Here is a 17876-nt window from a genome sequence, read left to right as displayed (position 1 = left end):
GGCGCGCAAGGTGTTGGTGAGTCTAGGAAACCGACCAGACGCCGGGTAGCGAATTAGGACGAGTACGGGCTCGTAACCACGAGCGGGTGGAGCGGCATCGCGAAGAAGACCGGATCCGTGAGTGGGACAGCCGGTTACTGGAGGACCGGCGGGCCGCGTACACGCGGTTGAACGCCACGGCGCGAGCGGCTCGGGACGCTCTGGCGGGGTGCATGCACGGCTTTCGCCAGACCGGCACCCTCGACGATACGCAGAGGGCGGATCTGGAGGAACGCTGGAGTGCCTACGTCGTCCAGCACGCGGAGTCCCACATGATCGTGTCCGATGCTGTGCTGCCGCTTCTGGGAGCCGCCAACGGTTCGCTGCGGCGGATCTACGGACTGGTCAAGCGTCTGGACACGGATCAGTCGGAGCAGGCGGAGGACCTCCAGGAACTGAGCCGCCGGATGGACGGCCTGTGGGACCGGCTGACCGACCTGCGTGACGAGATGCGCCGTGACCTTGGCGTCACCGCACGCGTGGAGGCGCCGAGCAGGTGAGCGGGCGAGGGTCGAGCCCGCTGCAGCGGTTGGGTCCTTCCCTTCCGGATCGTAGACGAAGCCCGTATGACGAGCGCGGTTCCAGGCCGGCTACGGCCGGGCGAGGCCCGCTTCCCAGCGCCTCGAGAGACATGTTCCCGCGGTCTCAGGCGGAACCGCTGAAGGCAACGAGACGCACGTGCTCCGCCAACACCGCACGGGCGCCATCGAAGTCGGCCAAGCGGGCCGCGACGGTGGCGACGGCGAGGCGTTCGGGCAGGGCGGCGGAGAACTTCAGGCCGCGTACGGCGCGCCGGTCGATGTCCGGCAGGACCAGGTTCTCGCCGACGTTCTCGCGGGCCGCGCGCCAGTCGGCGGGAGCGAGGTCCTCGCGCAGGCGCAGCCAGCAGTCGGTGGGGCGCTGCAAGGGGTCGGTGACCGATTGCAGGGTGGCGGCGAGGGTGGCGTTGGCGCGGTAGCCGGCCCAGGTCCACCAGCGGACGTCGGTGCCGGTGCGGGTGACGAGGGTGCCGGCCGGGTGCACGGTGTCGGGTGCGTCGCTCTCGCGTTGCTCGGCCAGGCATGCCCCGGCGCGGCGGGTGAGGGACACAGGCGGGTCCTCGCCCAGCAGCACCTCGCGCATGGCGCGGGTGAGGGCGTAGGACAGGCCGGCGATGCCGCCGTTCATCCACTTGGCGATGCCGCCGCCGTCGGCGGGTTCGACGAAGACGCGTTTGCGCGTCCAGTCGATGTAGGTGACCTGCCAACTGCGTCCGCCGAGCAGCAGTCTCCGGGGCCCTGGCCGTTCCTCGGTGAGGACGCTCGGGTCGGTGCGGCCGATCTCTGTGCGGCCGGACAGGACGGTGAACTGCGGGGGGGCGGTGAAGGACGCCGTGAGTTCGATGAAGTGCCGCTTGCCGAAGCGTCGTTCCGCCTCCGGCCCGACGAACAGCATGCCGCCGTCGGTGTCCAGGAAGCCCTCGTCGGTGAGGTGGCGCAGGATCGGCGCGGCGGAGTGGTCGAAGGGGGCGAGGCCGTTCCACTGCTGGTCCCACAACTGGTCGCCCAGTTTGTGCTGTTGCAGGGTGACTGCGAGCAGTTGCTGGGCCACGAGGTGGCGCGGCTCGGGCGGCGGGAGGACCGGCTCCACCCAGCCGCGCGCCCACAGCAGGAGCAGCCCGGCCGCCTGCAGAAGCGTGTCCTTGCGAGTGGTGAGGAACAGGCAGTTGCGCACGGTGCCCGCGCGCCGGCCGGTGCGGCCGATGCGTTGCAGGAAGGAGGCGACGGTGCCCGGTGAGTCGATCTGGATGACACGGTCCAGGTCGCCCACGTCGATGCCGAGTTCGAGGGTGGAGGTGGAGACGATGACGCAGTCCCGCGCCTCGGCGAACGCCTGCTCGGAGCGAGTGCGTTCGTCGACGGAGAGGGAGGCGTGGGACAGGAAGACGGTCACCTCGCGCGCGCGCAGCGCGGCGCCCAGTTCCTCGACCTGGCGGCGCGAGTCGCAGAACACTAGCCGTTTCTCGCCCCGGTGCAGGGCCGCGATGAGTTTGGCGGCGTTGTCCAGGGAGCCCACGTAGTCGAGTTCCACCTCTCCGGCCGGCCTGGGTGGCTGCTCCGCGGTGGCCTTGTCACCGCTGTCCGTCCCGCCGGACGCGGGCAGTACGACCCCGGGAGCCACGACCTGTCCGGTGCGGCTCCCCGCGCCGGCCCCCTGCAGCCAGTGCAACAACTGTCCCGGGTTGCCGACCGTCGCCGACAGCCCGATCCGCTGGATGGGCTGTCCGGTGACGCGTTCCAGCCGTTCCAGTACGGTCAGCAGGTGCCAGCCGCGATCGTCGCCCGCGAAGGCGTGGACCTCGTCGACGACGACGGCCCGTACGCCGCCCAGCAGCCTCGCGTGGTCGGTCTTGACGCCGATGAGCATCGCCTCGAGCGACTCGGGCGTGGTGAGCAGGATGTCCGGTGGGTCGGTGCGGATGCGCCGGCGCTGCGACTCCTTGGTGTCGCCGTGCCAGAGCATGGCGCGCCGCCCCAGCCACTGGGCGTAGGTGTCGACACGGCCGACCAGGTTGTTGAGGAGTGCCTTGAGCGGGCACAGGTACAGCACCGAGGTGCCGGTCCACCTGTGTTCGGCCATCGCCGACAGCAGGGGGAAGCAGGCCGCCTCTGTCTTGCCGCCCGCCGTCGGCGCCAGGAGGACGGCGTCCTCGCCGTCCATGAGCGGGGTGATCGCCGCCCGCTGGAGGGGGCGCAGGTCGGGCCAGCCGAGGGTGTTGACGATGTGGTGCAGGACGACCGGGTCGAGCCGGTCGAGTACGTCGGCCTCACCCCCGGCCGATCCTGCCCCGGCCGGGTTCTCGGCGTCCGCCATCACAGCTCCAGGTCGATGTCGTCGGCGGAACCGGAGCCGCCGGTGACCGCGGCGGCCAGGTTCCGCTCCACGTCGGTGAGCTCGCTGCTCGCGACGGTCAGCTTGTAGTGCCGACGGGGGTCGAAGTCGTCGAACTGGTCCACCCGGTCGAGGACGTCCCCGACGAGCTTCTTGAGGAACAGCCGGGGCGCCACGCCGACTTTCCCACCCAGGGCTCCGCCGACGGCCCGCGCGAGGTCCCCGACGTAGACGTCGTCGACGACCGTCCGTACGCGCTCGGGTGACGTGGCCGCGTCCGCGTACAGGTCCCGGATGGTGATGCCGAGGCCGACCAGGGAGTCCTGGGTGAAGCCGGGCAGGCGGATCTGGACGGCGCGGGGGTTGTCGAAACGCGGGTCGGTGGTGAAGTCGGTGGCGAGCCGCTGGGCGAGCGGGGCCAGTCGCTGGACGCCCTGCTGACCGTCGTAGAAGGCCGGTGTGCCGGTGATGACGAGGTACAGACCGGGGAAGCGGCCGGAGTGCACCTCGTCGATGAGCTGGCGCAGCGCGTTGAGCGCCTTGTCGCGGGCGTCGGAGCGGACCCGCTGAAGCGTCTCCACCTCGTCGAGGACGACGAAGAGTCCGGTGTGCCCGGAGTCGCGCAGCACGGTGAGCAGGCCCTGCAGGAAGCCGAGTGCCCCGAAGTGGTCGAGGTCGCCGCGCACCCCGGCGGACCGGCGCGCGGAGGCGGCGACGTGCGGCTGGCCGCCGAGCCACGCCAGCACGGCCGCAGCGGTCGCCTCGTCGCCGTCGGCGAGGGCGGCTCGGTAGCCGCGCAGGGCGGTGGCGAACGACGGGGCGTGCCGGGAGACCTCGGCGAGCCGTGCGACGAGCAGCTTCTCCACCTCGCCGGGCAGTTCGTCCTCGGTCGCGCCGGCGGCGAGGGCGTCCTCCTCCAGGGCGTAGAACCAGGCGTCGACGACCGGGCGCAGGGCGCTGGGCGGGAAGCTGGAGGTGGTGAGGCGCTCGGTGAGCCGCCGGTAGACGGTCTCCAGCTTGTGCAGCGGCGTCTCGTTCTCCGAGATCTGGATCTCGGCCACGGCGAAGTTGCGGCGCTTGGCCCGCTCCCCCAGCCAGCGGGTGAAGAAGGTCTTGCCGGAGCCGTACTCACCGCGCACCGCCTTGAACACAGCCCCGCCGGACGCGACGGCGTCCAGTTCCGCGTCGAGGGCAGCCTCGAACCGGTCGAGCCCGGTGGCGAGCAGGTCGAGCCCGCTCTCGGGTACGGCCCCGCGGCGCAGGGCGTCGATGACGGTACGGCGGCGAGCCGCGCTGACCTGTGCGGGGCGCTTGGATCCGGTGGTGCTCACGGGGACCAGTGTTTCATTTCCTGGGCGACGGAGTGCGCGGCCGGAGGTGCAGCGTGGCCGTTGCACCACTGCACCGCTCGGATCGACGGGGCACGGTCAGGACAATGGAGAGGTGCATGAGGTGACGGGCTGGGGCTGCTCCTCACTGCGGGCATGCGATCTCGGCCCTCACCGTCTTCGCGCAGGTGTCCCGTACCTCGCGGCCCCAGCGTCCGGTGTACGCCGGCACCAGGAGCAGCCCTCGTCCCGAGTCCGCTCGGAGAGAGCGGGATCCGGCGGCGAGGGCTGCGGGCGCTCCGGGGCGCCGTCCGAGCTGTTCCGTCAGCCCGTTTCCAGCACGAACTGCTCGCGCAGCAATGCCTCGTGGAGCCGTAGGGTGCGGCCGTCCGGCAGGGTCTCCAGGACCTGTACGCCGTCGTAGTTGAGGAGCTGCCGCAGGACGGCGGCGAAGCCGTCGCCCCGGGTGACGGGCATGCCGGCGCGCTGGGCGAGCGCGGTCACGGGCAGGGTGCCGCCCGCGTCCAGCAGGGCGGCGAGCGCCTTGTGGACCTGCTCCTGCTGCGGCTTGCGGGCCAGTCCGCCGAGCTGGGCCTGGTACGTCTCCGAGTCGAGCAGCGCCGTCACCAGCGTCTCGGTCCGGGAGACGACTGTCGGGGTGAGCAGGGCGTCGTCTCCTCCGGTGGTCAGCGCGACGTCGAAGAGCGCGTCGTGGGTCCGGGCGACCTCCGCTTGTTCCTTCCTGGCCTTCCCGGTCGGCTTCTTGGGAGCGGAGACCGTTCCGGCTGCGGGCCGGGTGGTGGGCTCGCTCGCCGACGGCGTCCTTCCGATCTGCTCCGGGGCCCACCAGTCCGGCCGCTGGTCGCCCAGTTCCCGCCATCCCTTGGGAGGTTCCGCCCCGAACGGCAGGAAGGCGAGCACCGGGATGGTGACCTCGGCGAGTGAGGCGCCGCCGTGGTAGCCGGCCTTGAGAGCGGTGTAGCGGGAGTCGGCGTCCCACAGGGTGACGATGGACGCGCCGGGCTCGGGCCAGACCACCCGCGGTCCGGACAACGCGATCTCCCGTTCGGCGAGCGGGCCGTCGCCGGGCAGGCGGTGACGGGCGGACGCGGGATCGACGGCCATGTCGACCTTCGTGCCGTGCCGGTCGACGACGTGGCCGTGGTCGCTGGTGAGGACGACCGCCATGCCCTGGGCGGCCGCCACCCGAAGCAGGTCGCGCAGGCCGGGCACGTCGTCGATCCGCCAGGCGCCGTCGCCGAGCTTCTGCTCCTTGGCGAGCCGGTCGTCGATGGCGTTGAGGACGACGGCGACATGGGTCCTTCCGTCGCCGAGTGCCTCGGTGAGCGCCGGGCCGAAGGTGTCGCCCGCGGTCTCGGTGCGCAGGTCGTCCTTGTGGAACACGGCGGCCGGGGCCCCGCCCCACAGCTTCAGTGCGGGGAAGAGCCGCTTCTCGTCGGCCTGGACGCCCTTCATCAGGGCGCCCGCGAAGAGGGAGGTGCGGGACACGGCCGTCACGGTGGGCAGGGCGGCGGCCATCGCCCGCCGGTGTGGCGTGTCGCCCTCGGGCAGCGGGTCGAACTCGGCCCAGGAGCGGCGAAGTTCCTCACCGAGTTCGTTGGCGATGGCGGCGCTCATGCCGTCGAGGACGAGCAGCAGCACCCGCCGTTCCTCCCCGCGCCGGACGACCGGGCCGACGACGCGGTCGAGGAAGGTCTCGACGGTGAGCATGGAGCCGGGCTGGGTGCCGGCCTGCGTCCAGGCGGCCAGGGAACGGGCGAAGGACGCGTCGATCTGCCGGCGCCGGTCCCTGACGCGGGTGCCGAGGGTGTCGTAGGCGGCCTTGAGAACGGGGTCCGGGTCGCCGCCGGCCTCGATGTGCTCCAGGGCGAGGTCCGCCCAGCCGGTCTCGGCGACGTGTCGCCGTATGGCGTCGGCGACGGTGGGCGCGTCGGCGGGCGGGTCGGTGGCCAGCCAGCGGGCGAGGCGCTGCCCCATGCGGGCGCGTTCGACGCGCGCGGACTCGTCGGGCTCGGCGGCGAGCCGGTGGTCCTCCAGACGGCGGACGGCGTCCGACACCGCGGCCGGGTCGCCCGCCGCGAGGGCTCGGCCCACGGCGGTGAAGCGGGCCTCGAGCCCGCCGCGCAGGACGGGGCTCGCCTCCACAGCCTGCTCCGCGCCGAACTGGCGGGCCAGCGCGGACGCCCGGTCGAGCACGATGCCGACGGTGCGACGTGCCTCGCGGGCCTGGTCGGCGCCGGTGCCACCGGTGCGGTGTCCGCTCGCCAGGAGCGTGGTCACGTGCTCCTCGGCGGCCCGTCCGAAGACGGTCACCAGGGCGTCGAGCTGGTCGCCGGTCGCCGGGGGCTGGTCGCCGAAGTAGCGTTCGGCGCGGCCCCGGGCCCGGTAGGTCTCCGGGGCGGGTTCGGCGTGCTGCCACAGCGCCGCGCACACCAGGCCGAAGGCGGCGGCGTCCGCTCCGCGTTCGGCGTCGAGGAGGGCGAGCAGAGCGCGTCCGGCGAGGCCCGCCTGGTCCTCCTCGCCGAGGAAGGCGGCCAGTCCGGCGCGTTCGGGGCCGCGCAGGGTCAGGAACCGTTCGGGGGCACCGGGCCGGGTCGACCAGTGCAGCAGGGCCTGGGCGTCGAGCCGGTCGTCGCCGGGGCGGCGCGTGCCGCCCTCGGTGTCGTAGCGGCCCAGGCGCAGGCGGCGCTGGGCGAGCGCGGTGAGGGCGTACTGGCGGGACAGCCAGCCGCCGGGCACGGCCGACCAGCCGCCGGGCGGGGTGGCGTCGAGCAGGGCCTCGGCGGCCCAGTTGACGTCCTTGAGCCGGGGGTCTATCTGCCGGGCGCCGAACGCCTCGCGGACGACGTCCCAGCTGTCGACCGTGTCGATGCGCAGCTTGTGGACGCGGGCGAGGATCGCCGGGTCGAGTTCGTACTGCTCGCGGTCGGTGAGGACGACCAGGACGGCTGGGCCGGGGCGGCGGCCCGCCAGGTGGTCGAGGACGAGTTCGTGGACGGCGAGCGGGGAGGGCGCCACCGCGACGCCGGCCGTGCGGCCGTCGCCCCAGGCGGGTTCGGCGGGGCCGTCCCACTGCGGCGCGGACCGCAGCAGCACGATCCGGCGCCGCCCCTGCTCCTGACCCGTCAGAGAGGTGGCGAGGGACGACTGCGAGGACAGGTACTGGGTGACGGTCGCGGTGTTCAGCCGGACCGCGCCCGGCGCGGCGGTGGCGGTGTCCGTCATTCGATGACCTGCCAGGTGATCTCGATGGTCGCGTGCGGGTGGCGGGCGGCCAGTTCGGCCAGCTCCGCCTGGAGGTCGGCGGCGGCCCGGGACACGGTCGTGCTGCGGCGTCCGGACTTCCGCGCGGTGCCGCCGGCGCTCGCCGGGGCGGGCGTCTCCTGCGACGGGGTGTACGGGATGCGCGGGTCGCTGGTCGGTGTGTTCAGGGACAGGTCGTCGGCCGAGGAGAGCTGGGGCGTGACGGGCGCGGGCGGCGGGGTGGCGGCCGCCTGGGTGCGCTTGATCAGGGCGACGACCTCGCGCTGGGTGCGGGCGAGGGCATCGCGCAGGTCGGCGGTGCGCTGGTCGTCGCGGGCCACGTTGCGCAGCGAGTCGAGCAGTGCCTCGCCCTCGGGGCCGAGTCCGGCGGCGAGTTCCAGGGTGGACCAGGGGGCGGAGGCGACGGCCTCGGCGACGGCACGGGCCTTCTTGACGCAGGTGCCGTACCGGTCGGCGCCGGTCTCGCCCAGGTCGAAGGAGGCGAGGGCCTCCACGGTCTTCTTCGCCCCGGCCGCGCCCTTGCCTGCTTCGGCCGTGAGCGCGTCCAGCAGTTCCAGGGAGCGGCGGGCGAGGGCGAGCCGTCCGGTGTCGGCGGTCTGGTCGAGGCCGAGGAAGGAGGCGTGGGTCTCCAGCTGGTGCACCAGGTCGGCCGCGTGGTCCCGGTGGGCGCGGGCGGCCTCGATGATCTGGCGGGCGAACTGGTTGACCATCCGGCCGCGCCGCAGCGCGGGCGGCTTCGCCCCGAAGATCGTCTCGAAGCGCTCGCGTGCGGTGTCCCAGTCGGACTCGGCGGGCAGCGGCTGGCTGCGCAGCGCGTCGTGGTCCTTGATCGCGGTCAGCTCGGGCGCGGGGTCGAGGACGGTGCCGCCGCGCACCCACACCCGGTCGTCCATCTCGGCGAAGGCGGCGACGACGAGCCGGGCGAGGAAGTCGGGCAGGCCGCGCGGGTCGGGCTTGTCCGTCCAGTCGGTCAGCCTGATCAGGGACAGGTCCCCGGCGACGCCCTCCGCGCTGGCGAGCTGGCGGAAGTGGTCGGCCCAGTAGCGGGACAGCTCGAAGTACGCCTCCTTCTGCTGTCCGAGGCGCAGCGGCCCGGCGATCCGCTGCATGAGCTTGCGCTCGGCGGCCGGGACCTCCACCCGCCCGTCGCGGGCCTCGGCGGCGGCCCGGACGTGGGTGAACACCTTCTTGGTGTCGGCGGGCTTGACCGCGGTGCCGGTGGCGTCGGGGTCGAGGTCGGGGTGGGCCGGGTACTGGTGGGCGAGCAGCTTGCCCGCGACGTGCCGGATGCCGTCGTGCATGTTCTGCCCGAAGGACAGGGTGAGGCTGTCGACGTCGGGCAGGGCGACGAGGTGGTCGTCGAAGTCGGGCACGACGTCGGCGGCCTGCTTCTGGGCGAGTCCGTACGCCTGCTTGAAGGCGCCCTTGACCTGCTTGAGCAGGGCCTCGCGCTGAGTTTCGAGGAGGCCCTTGGCGCGGCTGCGGTTGTCGGCGTTGAGGTGGCCGGCGTACTGGGTGTCGAAGCGGTGCTCGTCGGCGAGTGCCTTGTCGATGACGACGAGGCGCCGGAAGTCGGCGAAGCGCTGCGCGGACAGGTGCGCGGGCAGCCAGGCGACGGTGCGGGACCGCTCGCCCTGCTGGCGTTCGCGCAGCCGCTGGATGCGGTTGACGTCCTCGACCGGGCCCCACTCGCCTTCGTCGAAGGGGAGGTCTATGGCGATGCGCCAGCGGCCCTCCTCCTGCGGCATCAGGTCGTGGTCGGGCAGCTCGTCCTCGTCGGCGAGGTTGCCGAAGACGATCTCGGCGGTGCGGGCGGTGCCGCGCCAGATGAAGCTGAGCTGGTCGTTCAACTGGCCGTGCTCGACGCCCAGTTCCTCGGAGAGCAGGCGGCGGGCGAGGGCGACGCGGTTGCCGGGGTTGTCGTTGACCTGGGCGTTGGCGATGACGGAGTCCACGTCGACGCCGGACAGTTCGAGGCGGACGCCGGGGTTGGCGTCGGTGCCGGTCTCCTTGATCTCCGGGAACCTGGCCGCCCACTCGGCGACCTTGTTCTTGATGATGCCGACCTCGGCGCCCGGGATGGGGGCGAGGACCGACCCGTGGTTGAGCGCGCCGAGCCGCCGGATGGTCAGCTCGGACAGCGCGGGCACGCTGGGCGCGAGCGCCGACAGCAGCAACGTGCACACTAGCCGGTTGTCGCCGACGAACATCTTGCAGCCGGTGAGCCGCTTGGGGTCGGTGAGGGACTCGGGCCGGTTGCGGTACTGCTCGACGTCGTCCTCGGTGATGTCGTACGAGCTGAGCAGGTAGGGCCGCAGCTTGGTCTTGTAGAGCTTGTCGGCGGCCTCGAAGACGACCTTCAGGCTGTCGGTGAACGGCTTGTCGCCGCCCTCCGCGATCACCGGGTAGAGGTCGCCGACGGGGACGAGCTGGCCGAGGCGGATCTCGTCGCGGTGGTCGGCGAGGAGCTGGCCCATCAGCTTCAGACCGGTGCGGGAGCGCTGGAGCGCGGACGAGATGTGGACGAGGGTGTCCATGAACGCCGGCGAGAACGGGTACGTCAGCCGGAACGCCTCCGCGTCCGCGCCGGTGGTGCCCTTCTCCGAGCCGAGCAGGGTGTCCCAGACCTGCGGGCCGACCCGCTTGGTCTGCTCGAAGGCCGCGTCGATCTGCTGTGCCGCCTCGGCGTCCTTGGGCTTGAGGAGGCGGGCGTGGGCGATCTGCGGGAGGTTGCGGTCCTCCAGAGTGATCTTGTCGAAGCGGCCGGAGGCCAGGTTCAGGGTGTCCTGGATGGACGACTCGGCGGCGCCGGACACCTCCTCGCCGACCAGCTCGCGCAGGTCGCGCTGGCGGGCGATGAACGACACGACGGGGATGGCGCGGCGGGCGTCGCCGCCCTCCACGAAGTTCGTGATCTTGCTGGCCTCGCGCGCCACGAACTTCTCGTCGTGGATGAGGGTGGCCAGCCACAGGATCAGCTCGTCCATGAACAGGATCAGGCCGTCGTAGCCGAGCGACTTGGCGTGCTCGGCGATGACGGACAGACCGGCGTCCAGGGAGATGAAGCCGTGCTCGTCCTCGGCGGCGTTCTTGGTGAAGCCGGGGAGGAGGTTGGTGCCGGCGTCGTTGACCAGCTTGGCGCGCAGCTCGGCCGGGGTGGAGGGGTTGGTGAGGTTGAGCGGGACGCCGGCCTCGTGGTTCTCCTCGGCGGCGAGCGCGATGTCCAGGAGCTGCGGGGTCCAGGCGAAGCCCTCGCCCCACTCGTCCTCGTCGTCGTCGCCCGCGCCGCTGCCGCCCAGGCCGCGGATGACGGCTTCGTCGCCCGTGCTGACGCGCAGCGCGCGGATGTCGTCGAAGAGGGAGTCGGTCCGGTACACCTGCGGGGTCGGCGCCTGCGGGTGCAGCTTCTTGACGTGGTGCACGTACCCGCCGAGCACCCGCTGTTCCAGGGCCTTCGCGCCGAGCATGTGGTACGGCACGAGCAGGAACTTCTTGCCGTCGGTGCTCAGCCAGTCGTGCCTGGTCAGCACCGGGTCGAACTCGGTGCGGGCGCGGGCGGCCGGGTTGCCGCTGAGCAGCGCGTACAGCACGGCCATGAAGTGCGACTTACCGGAACCGAACGAGCCGTGGAGATACGCCGCCTTCGAGCGGTGCCCGTCCAGCGCGGACTTGATGAGCTTCAGCGCCTCGTCGAAGTTCTCCAGCAGCCGTTCGGTGACGACGTAGTCCTTGAGCGCGTGCTGGGCGCCCTCGTCTGTCGTCGCCTCGGCGAGGGACAGCACGAAGTCCGAGGTGGAGATGGACTCCTTGATGTCGATGACATCGCGGAGGAGCGGCTGCTGGGCCATGGGGTGTCTCGCTCTCCTTCTGTGGAGGTCCTCTACGCGCACTCAGCGGCGCACTCGATGGTGTGAAGCTGTCCGTCCGGGCTGGCAGTCTCTTCGGAACCGTCGGTATGGTCGATGGTATGGCAACCAAGAAGTACACCGTGACGCTCCCCGAAGAGCTGGCCGAGGCCATCCGCGCCGAGGTCGGCCCCGGCGGTTTCAGCCGCTATGTCACGCACGCCATAGAGCGCCAGCGGGAGCAGGAGCGTCTGCACGAGGCGGTGCGGTGGTGGGAGTCCGAGTACGGGGAGATCACCGAGGCGGAACTGGCCGAGGTGGAGGCCGAGCACCGCGACCTGGAGCGGCGGCACGCCGAGCGGACCGGGGCCCACGAAGCCGGTGAGCAGCGGCACGGGCAGAAGCGGGATGCCGCATGACCGGGAACCGGATCTACGTACTCGACAGCGAAGGGCTTTCCCAGTGGGTGCGCGGAGGGCGTCGCATGGGTGCCTACCTGAGGCACGCCGACGATGCGGGTATCCCGGTCGTCACCACCTCCATGACTCTCATTGAGGCATACGACCCGACGCGCCACCTGCCGAAGTGGCACTGGGCTCTCTCCAAGATCCGTATCGAGCCGGTGACGGAGGAGATCGCCAAGAAAGCGACCGGCCTCTTGACGGAGGCGGGCCTGCACGGCCACAAGTACGCCATCGACGCGGCCCTCGCCGCCGTCGCCCTGCGGCACAACGGCCCGGTCACCGTGTTCACGTCGGACGAGGACGACATGCGCAAGCTGTGCGCCGACCGCGTCCTGGTCGTGAAGCTCTGAGCCGAACACGGACCGTCCCCCTTCGTACTTCGCTTCCCCGGAGTGTCCGCCCTCCCCGTACGGGGAGGGCGGCGGCACCCACGGCCTGCCCATCCTACGGACGCCCGAACGCCGACGGTCACCGCGGGCCGACCCCGCGTGAGCGGGTTGACAAGCGCCGGGCGCACGGGCCGGCACCGGGGACGCCAGGCTGTCGCCGAGGTGCCGGCGGGGACCTTGCGCCAGTACGACCGGCTCCGCACTCCGGTCGCTGAACCTCGTCACGCCCCCGCCGTCATCCGCCGGGCGGTCGCGGCGGGCGCCGTCGCCCCGATCGGTACTCGTCGAGCAGCCGACGGCCCGCGACCGTGAAGGGATGCTCGGAACCCAGGCCGCGTTCCCGCCGCGCGACGACACGGTCATCAGCTCGATTCCCTCCTCAACGCGACCGCCCCGGTCCTCGGTGTGACCGTCCGTCCACCCGTCATCGCTCGGCGATGTGCGGCTCTCGCGGCCCGGCCTACTTGCGGGCCGCGGCCTCGTACCGGTCGACCTGGTCGCGAAGGAGCTTGGTGGCCGTGTCGGCATCCGCGTTCGTGAGGCCGCCGGTGCCGACGTTGATCAAGGCGGGTCCGTCGAGGGTGAACTGCTGGAGCAGGGTGGTGCCGTCGCTGTCGATGCGCACGCCCAAGGACCGGTCGCCGAGCTTGTCCACGCTCATCGGCGCGTACTTCAGCACCGACCCCTGATAGGTCTCCTGATGACAGGTCTCCAGTGCCTTCTCCATCGCGGTGAACGACTCGGCGGCGTCGCTCGCGCTCACGTACTGCCGAATGCCCACAGTCGTGACCGTGGCGGTCAGCCCTCCGCCCTTCTGGAAGCTGCGGGAGACCTGGATCCGGGCCTTGTGCGGCTGACGGTAGTCGCAGAACGTCTTGTCGCCCGGGCTGGAGTCGCCGTCGGTCGACCAGCCGGCGGGCATCTGCTCCAGCGACAGCAGAGCGGAAGTGAGCTGGGCCTTGGTGAGGAGCGCCGCGTGGGGAGTCGGGGAGGAGGATGCCGGACCGGCCGCGGCGGAGCTGCTCGGCATGGCAGGCTGCGCAGCCGTGGGCGTGGCGGTGCCGCCACACGCGGCAAGCGCCAGGGAGATGGCGGCAGCGCCCAGCGCGCCGAAGTATGTCCGGTGAAGCACGGAGATCGTTCCCCCGAGAAACATGGAGACGGAGTGGAGCGGATGGATGCCATATGAAGTTACTTCGGGGGTGGGCCACTCGGCCAGGGGGCCGGGGTTTCGACCTGTCGTGCGCCGCCCCCGGCGCCGGATCGCTGGACTGCCCGCCCTCGGTGCCGGCGAGCCGACTCGACCGTCTCAACGGCATGATCGGCATGGCCACGGTCGGGCTGGGCGTCATCCCCTCCGCGGCGCCCGTCAAGATCGTTCCTGCCAACGGCTTCTGGGTGCTCGACGACCGCCTGGTCGTCGCCGAGGACCGGCACGCCGGGCTGTGGCTGGACGACGCCGACAACAGCGCGCTCTACGGAAAGGTCCGGAAGACCCTCGGCGAGTCGGCGGTGTACGGGGTTGACGCCCACAACGTCATCGTCTCGGCCCACCGACCCCTGAACCCACGGTGATGGCGTTGCGTGCGTACGTCGAAGACGGAAGGCCGGAGCCTCGGGCAGCCAGGAGGGCACTCGCGCATCAGGACCTGGGCTCCTCCAGCTTGACGGCAGTGGTGTCCGCGCCGTGCGGTTCGGCGTCCGCCGAGGCGAAGGAGTCGTACTCCTCCACGACTTCGCCGTCCACGACGTCCTCCTCCGTCACTCGGCGCGACGGGTCCGCCAGTGGCAGGCCGGCGAGGTGCTTCTTGAGTCTTTTGGCCATCGGCAGGTAGGTCGCGAAGGTGAGCCCGCCGGAGACGGCGGCCCCTACGAGGGGGATGGCTTTGGAGACGGTCTTCGCGAAAGACTGCTTGGTCATCTGAACGCCGAGGTAAGCCGCGGACTTCTTCACGAGCGGGTAGATGACACCCTTGGTGAGCGCCTTCTGGGGCAGCTTCTTCGCGACCTGTTTCGACATCATCCCGGCGACCTTCCCCACGGCAACGTTCGCCGACTGGGTGCCGAACATTACGCCGAAGAACAGCGTGAGCACCCCCATGGTCGCGTCATCGACGTCGTCGCCCTCGTCGGAGAACAGATCGGGCCAGCTGTAGAGATAGGCGAGCTTCTGCGCGATGCGCAGCATGTGGCCGACGTACTGGGCCACGTCGGCGGGCACCGTGGCGGGAAGGGCGAGGATGCCGGGTATCCCGGCGGCGGCCGAGAGAGCGCTGACTTTGGCGGTCTCGTAGCGGATGGAGTCGTTGGCGACCTTGTCGAGGAGCTCGACGGTGATGCCCGCCGCGGCGGGAGTCTCTTCTACAGCTCGTCGGATCTCCTCCTCGGAGCAGTGGCGAGCCAGCGCGCTTCGGAGGTACGCCTCCCTGTGGATACGCACGCCCGGAAGCTTCGCCGCCGCCAACAGCACCGTGAAGAAACGCGACTCGGGGTTCTCGACCTCTTTACCCTGCTTCATGGCAGGAACTTACAGGAGCTCCGCGCTCCAAGGGCCGGCATGCACCGAGCGCTTTCCATCCTCGCTCCGAGCCGGCCGGATGAAGGGTGAGGGCGGCCTGGACGAGGCTGGTGATCCGGGTGGTCGAGCACCGCAGTTCGCGCAGCAGCTACCAGGACTTGAGGGGGCGATGGTCTGCTCGGCCGGTGACACGTGGGTGGGCCTGAGTGCCGGCGCCGGCTCCGTGCGCTTCGACGTGACGTGGAAGGAGTACCAAGGGGCACAGAGCGAGGCGCCGAGCGGGTCCTGTCGGCGGACGGTTCACGGGCGGTGGAAGACGTCGAGCGGGCCGTAAGCAGTCGGCTTGCTGTCGGCCAGCTCGGGGTGGTCGCCCACGCGGTCCCGGAGGATGCCGACGGTGTCGGGCCACACGGTGAAGTGCCCTCCGTCGCCGACGAGGATGCGGTCCCAGTCCTGGGCAGCCGAAACGCCGGCTCGGTCGATGACGAATCCGCGGCAGTCGGCCGCGCCCTGATCGAGCGTGCGCACCAGTGCCGCGACCGCCTCCTCACGGTCGGGCGCGGGGACGTCGGTGAGGCGCAGCGTGATGCCCTGCGTCGTCTCGTCCGTGCGTCGCACGATGCCGGTCAGGGACTGGTCGTAGCCCTTCCAGCAGGTGAACTCGATCGTCGAGTACCGGTCGTCGGCCAGGGCGGCGGCCAGGGCGGCGCCCTCACCCATCAGCGGCTCCCGGTGTCCGGCCGGCGTCTCGCGGAATCCGAAGAGGGCGTTGGTCAGCGGGTGCACGGCGAAGAGCCCGGCGGTCTCCAGGTACGTGAGGAGCTGATGGGCGCGCGCGCCGTCCAGCTTCGGCACGTACCAGGTGAAGAAGCCGGCGGCCTTGGGCGGGGCCGCGGCGGGGGCGGTGTCCGGGAACTCCTCCCAGAAGACGCGCCTGGCCTGCTCGTCGGGCACGGCGGGGACCGTGTAGTCGTTGGCCCGGATGTGGTCCAGGAACTCCTGCGGCAGGGCCGCGTGGTGACGCCGTACGTAGTGCGTGAGATCGACGGGCCAGAGCCAGGTGCCGTCCGTCATCAGGGATCCGGAGCCGGCGATCCACTCCTCGCCCGTGAGGACGTCGCGCTCGGCGCCCATCGTGGAGTAGATCTCCAGGCCCGATTCCAGGTAGGCGAGGACACGGTCCTCGTCCCAGGGCCCACTGTCCTGTACGGCGTCTCGCAGCGACGGCGCATCGTCCGCCGTGGTGGCCCGGCCGCCGATCTCCCGGTAGAAGCCCGCTCGCTTGATCATTTCCACTCCTGTGAGCCTGCCCTAGTGGGCCATGGGCAGGTAGGTGCGCCAGTAGCCATTGTCGCCGATGGTGGGCGTCTGGTTGAGGCCGAGCTGGGGGGACGTGCCCACCTTGCTCGTGGGCGCCGTCACGGGCACGCCGAGCTCGTTGGCGACGGACTGCGCGAGGGGCAGCTCGGGCGGTCTCGCGTCGGCGCCGGAGTAGCAGGAGATGAGGCGCACCGGTTCACCGTGGTAGTCGGGGTTGCTGCGGATCGCGTCCGCGATGTGGTTGGGGTGCACTTCGAAGTCCGTGAGGGTCTTTCCCGCGGCGTTGACGCGGCCGGGGACGAAGACCCCCTCGTCCGTGCCGTGGACGACCACGTCGTGTACGCCGGGGACACGGGCGACCCGTTGCAGGTTGTTCAGGGTGCGCTCGTCGTAGCCCACCGTGGTGGTGTTCTTGCCGAAGTAGACCGGGTCGCCCGAGACCAGCTCGTAGTCGCCGGCCCGCGCCGGAGGAGCGGGAATCTTCGAGTCGGGGGACTGGATCAGCTTCCACGTACGGGACTTGCCCATCTCGTCGAGGGCCGCGCTGTTCAGCCGGAAGCCGTTGAACAGGCTTTCCATGCCGCCGTTCTCGGCGACGACGCGGGCTGTGCTCCCACCCGCCCCGAAGGCGCCGCCGAACTCCATGCCGTAGCGGGCGGAGTCGCTCACCTCGTCGAGGCTGAGGCCCTTGCTCTCGCCGGTGGCGATGGCGACGGGCTGGGTGACGGCGAGGTCGACGGTGATCGACTCGAGTCCACCGATGGCGGCCGTGGCCAGGGTGGTGCCGGCGATGGTGGCGATCTCGGTGGACACGGTGACGCCGAGCGTGGCGGACAGCTCCAGGATCGAGGCGGTGGCGGCTGCCGCGGCGCCCTCGGAGATGCCGAACGTGAAGACCGCGAGGGCGGTGCCGGCGACGATGGTGGCGCCGACGATCTCCAGCTCGTGTTCCAGGTGCTTGACGGCCTTGTGGACGACGTCGGCGTACTGGTCGAGGGCCTTGGCCATGTCGCGGGCGCCGTCGATCATGTCCTGGAGCCAGCCGTGGCCGTCGTAGTAGTAGCGGCGCCAGAACGGGTCGTCGAAGGCGGATATCGCCTCGCCCTTGTTGTGCTCGATGATGCCGCGCGCCGACTTGTTCGCGGCGACGGTCACGTCTTCGAGGTCGTCGGCGAAGGCCCGCCAGGCCTTGGCCGCGTCGCGCAGCCCCCCTTCGTCGGCATCCGGCCACCACATGCCGGTCAGGTCCTGGACGATCTCCTTGGCCTTGTCGGCCGCGCTCACCGCGTGTTCCCCTTGCCGTCGTGCGGGGCGGGCTGGATCTTGCTGAACATCGAGCGGACCAGCAGTTCGTTGTCGATGTGACCGTCGGCCATGTCGGTCATGGCCGCTTCGATGCTGGCCAGGCCGAGCGCGAGAATCCCGGCGGCGGTCTCCATCCTCTTGACGTGCGGGCCGTAGGACTCGTGGAACTTCCGTCCCTGTTCGTCGTCACCCCACGGCGAGCCGGCCGCCGCCAGAGCGGTCTTGAGCTTGGTCAGCGCCTTGGCCAGGTCGGAGCTGTGCGTGTGGAACTGCGGGGCTGTCGCCTTCAGATCGGCGATCTTGATGTCGAGTACCTTGCCGTCGCTGTGGTCGCCCATGGCGTCTTCTGCTCCCCCTGAGTCGGCTGACCGGCCCGAAGACGGTAGTTCACCGAGTCGGTTCGCCCTCGCGATCCCGTTCAAGGAGTGGCAAAGTTCTGTCAAGGTGAGCAAAGAGTGGGGGCCTGGGCTGAGTTCGAGGGCGGGCGACTCAAGGCTGAAGATGTTGCGGGA

The 17876-nt window shown here is 71.2% G+C and carries 12 protein-coding genes and 2 pseudogenes; 4 read left to right on the top strand and 10 right to left on the bottom strand.

Annotated features, from left to right (window positions below; translation table 11 throughout):
- Nucleotides 1-86 precede the first annotated feature (86 nt).
- Nucleotides 87-539 (top strand): hypothetical protein, encoded by a 453-nt coding sequence (locus ACF061_RS20270; protein ID WP_392268277.1) that lies wholly within the window; start codon nt 87-89, stop codon nt 537-539.
- 145 nt (nt 540-684) lie between these two features.
- On the opposite strand, the gene ACF061_RS20265 is transcribed toward ACF061_RS20270, so the two are convergent.
- The 4 genes from ACF061_RS20265 to ACF061_RS20250 form a co-directional block, all read right to left on the bottom strand.
- Nucleotides 685-2892, bottom strand: a complete 2208-nt coding sequence (locus ACF061_RS20265; protein ID WP_392268276.1) for a DEAD/DEAH box helicase — start codon at nt 2890-2892, stop codon at nt 685-687.
- The gene (brxD, locus tag ACF061_RS20260; RefSeq protein ID WP_392268275.1) at nt 2892-4241 is read right to left on the bottom strand and encodes a BREX system ATP-binding protein BrxD; all 1350 of its coding nucleotides are present in this window, start codon (nt 4239-4241) and stop codon (nt 2892-2894) included. Before brxD ends, ACF061_RS20265 begins: the two co-directional genes overlap by 1 nt.
- A gap of 321 nt (nt 4242-4562) precedes the next feature.
- On the bottom strand, nt 4563-7484 hold the full coding sequence (gene pglZ, locus ACF061_RS20255; RefSeq protein ID WP_392268274.1) for a BREX-2 system phosphatase PglZ: 2922 nt from the start codon (nt 7482-7484) through the stop codon (nt 4563-4565).
- Nucleotides 7481-11371 carry a phage resistance protein gene (locus tag ACF061_RS20250; protein WP_392268273.1) on the bottom strand — a complete coding sequence of 1297 codons (3891 nt, stop codon included), beginning with the start codon at nt 11369-11371 and terminating at the stop codon, nt 7481-7483. The genes pglZ and ACF061_RS20250 overlap by 4 nt, the downstream gene beginning before the upstream one ends.
- A gap of 119 nt (nt 11372-11490) precedes the next feature.
- Between ACF061_RS20250 and ACF061_RS20245 the strand changes: the two genes are divergently transcribed.
- Nucleotides 11491-11787: a hypothetical protein gene (locus ACF061_RS20245; RefSeq protein WP_392268272.1), complete on the top strand. Its 297-nt coding sequence runs from the start codon at nt 11491-11493 to the stop codon at nt 11785-11787.
- Nucleotides 11784-12182 (top strand): PIN domain-containing protein, encoded by a 399-nt coding sequence (locus ACF061_RS20240; protein WP_392268271.1) that lies wholly within the window; start codon nt 11784-11786, stop codon nt 12180-12182. Before ACF061_RS20245 ends, ACF061_RS20240 begins: the two co-directional genes overlap by 4 nt.
- Before the next feature lie 499 nt (nt 12183-12681).
- On the opposite strand, the gene ACF061_RS20235 is transcribed toward ACF061_RS20240, so the two are convergent.
- On the bottom strand, nt 12682-13353 hold the full coding sequence (locus ACF061_RS20235) for a hypothetical protein (protein WP_392268270.1): 672 nt from the start codon (nt 13351-13353) through the stop codon (nt 12682-12684).
- A gap of 71 nt (nt 13354-13424) precedes the next feature.
- Between ACF061_RS20235 and ACF061_RS20230 the strand changes: the two are divergent.
- Nucleotides 13425-13796: pseudogene (locus tag ACF061_RS20230) on the top strand (transcriptional regulator); the annotation flags it as partial.
- A 67-nt stretch (nt 13797-13863) separates the two neighbouring features.
- On the opposite strand, the gene ACF061_RS20225 reads toward ACF061_RS20230, so the two are convergent.
- The 5 genes and pseudogenes from ACF061_RS20225 to ACF061_RS20205 form a co-directional block, all read right to left on the bottom strand.
- Entirely contained in the window at nt 13864-14739 is an 876-nt protein-coding gene (locus ACF061_RS20225; protein ID WP_392268269.1) for a hypothetical protein, read from the bottom strand.
- Between the two features lie 64 nt (nt 14740-14803).
- A pseudogene (locus tag ACF061_RS20220) lies at nt 14804-14905 on the bottom strand (IS5/IS1182 family transposase); the annotation flags it as partial.
- Nucleotides 14906-15039: 134 nt separating this feature from the next.
- Nucleotides 15040-16029 (bottom strand): hypothetical protein, encoded by a 990-nt coding sequence (locus ACF061_RS20215; protein ID WP_392268268.1) that lies wholly within the window; start codon nt 16027-16029, stop codon nt 15040-15042.
- A 21-nt stretch (nt 16030-16050) separates the two neighbouring features.
- Nucleotides 16051-17343 (bottom strand): hypothetical protein, encoded by a 1293-nt coding sequence (locus ACF061_RS20210; RefSeq protein WP_392268267.1) that lies wholly within the window; start codon nt 17341-17343, stop codon nt 16051-16053.
- Complete coding sequence (locus tag ACF061_RS20205) at nt 17340-17702, bottom strand: hypothetical protein (protein WP_392268266.1); 363 nt, start codon at nt 17700-17702, stop codon at nt 17340-17342. The genes ACF061_RS20210 and ACF061_RS20205 overlap by 4 nt, the downstream gene beginning before the upstream one ends.
- Nucleotides 17703-17876 lie beyond the last annotated feature (174 nt).

The sequence above is a fragment of the Streptomyces sp. NPDC015220 genome (assembly GCF_043079345.1).
Taxonomy (GTDB): domain Bacteria; phylum Actinomycetota; class Actinomycetes; order Streptomycetales; family Streptomycetaceae; genus Streptomyces.
Note: the sequence above shows the minus strand (reverse complement) of the source record. Positions and strands in the feature narration are given on the sequence as shown.

What these genes read in the sequence shown, in the direction of transcription:
- ACF061_RS20265 (WP_392268276.1), bottom strand. Translation starts at nt 2,892, where the DNA reads ATGGCGGACGCCGAGAACCCGGCCGGGGCAGGATCGGCCGGGGGTGAG.
- pglZ (WP_392268274.1), bottom strand. Translation starts at nt 7,484, where the DNA reads ATGACGGACACCGCCACCGCCGCGCCGGGCGCGGTCCGGCTGAACACC.
- ACF061_RS20250 (WP_392268273.1), bottom strand. Translation starts at nt 11,371, where the DNA reads ATGGCCCAGCAGCCGCTCCTCCGCGATGTCATCGACATCAAGGAGTCC.
- ACF061_RS20245 (WP_392268272.1), top strand. Translation starts at nt 11,491, where the DNA reads ATGGCAACCAAGAAGTACACCGTGACGCTCCCCGAAGAGCTGGCCGAG.
- ACF061_RS20240 (WP_392268271.1), top strand. Translation starts at nt 11,784, where the DNA reads ATGACCGGGAACCGGATCTACGTACTCGACAGCGAAGGGCTTTCCCAG.
- ACF061_RS20225 (WP_392268269.1), bottom strand. Translation starts at nt 14,739, where the DNA reads ATGAAGCAGGGTAAAGAGGTCGAGAACCCCGAGTCGCGTTTCTTCACG.
- ACF061_RS20215 (WP_392268268.1), bottom strand. Translation starts at nt 16,029, where the DNA reads ATGATCAAGCGAGCGGGCTTCTACCGGGAGATCGGCGGCCGGGCCACC.
- ACF061_RS20205 (WP_392268266.1), bottom strand. Translation starts at nt 17,702, where the DNA reads ATGGGCGACCACAGCGACGGCAAGGTACTCGACATCAAGATCGCCGAT.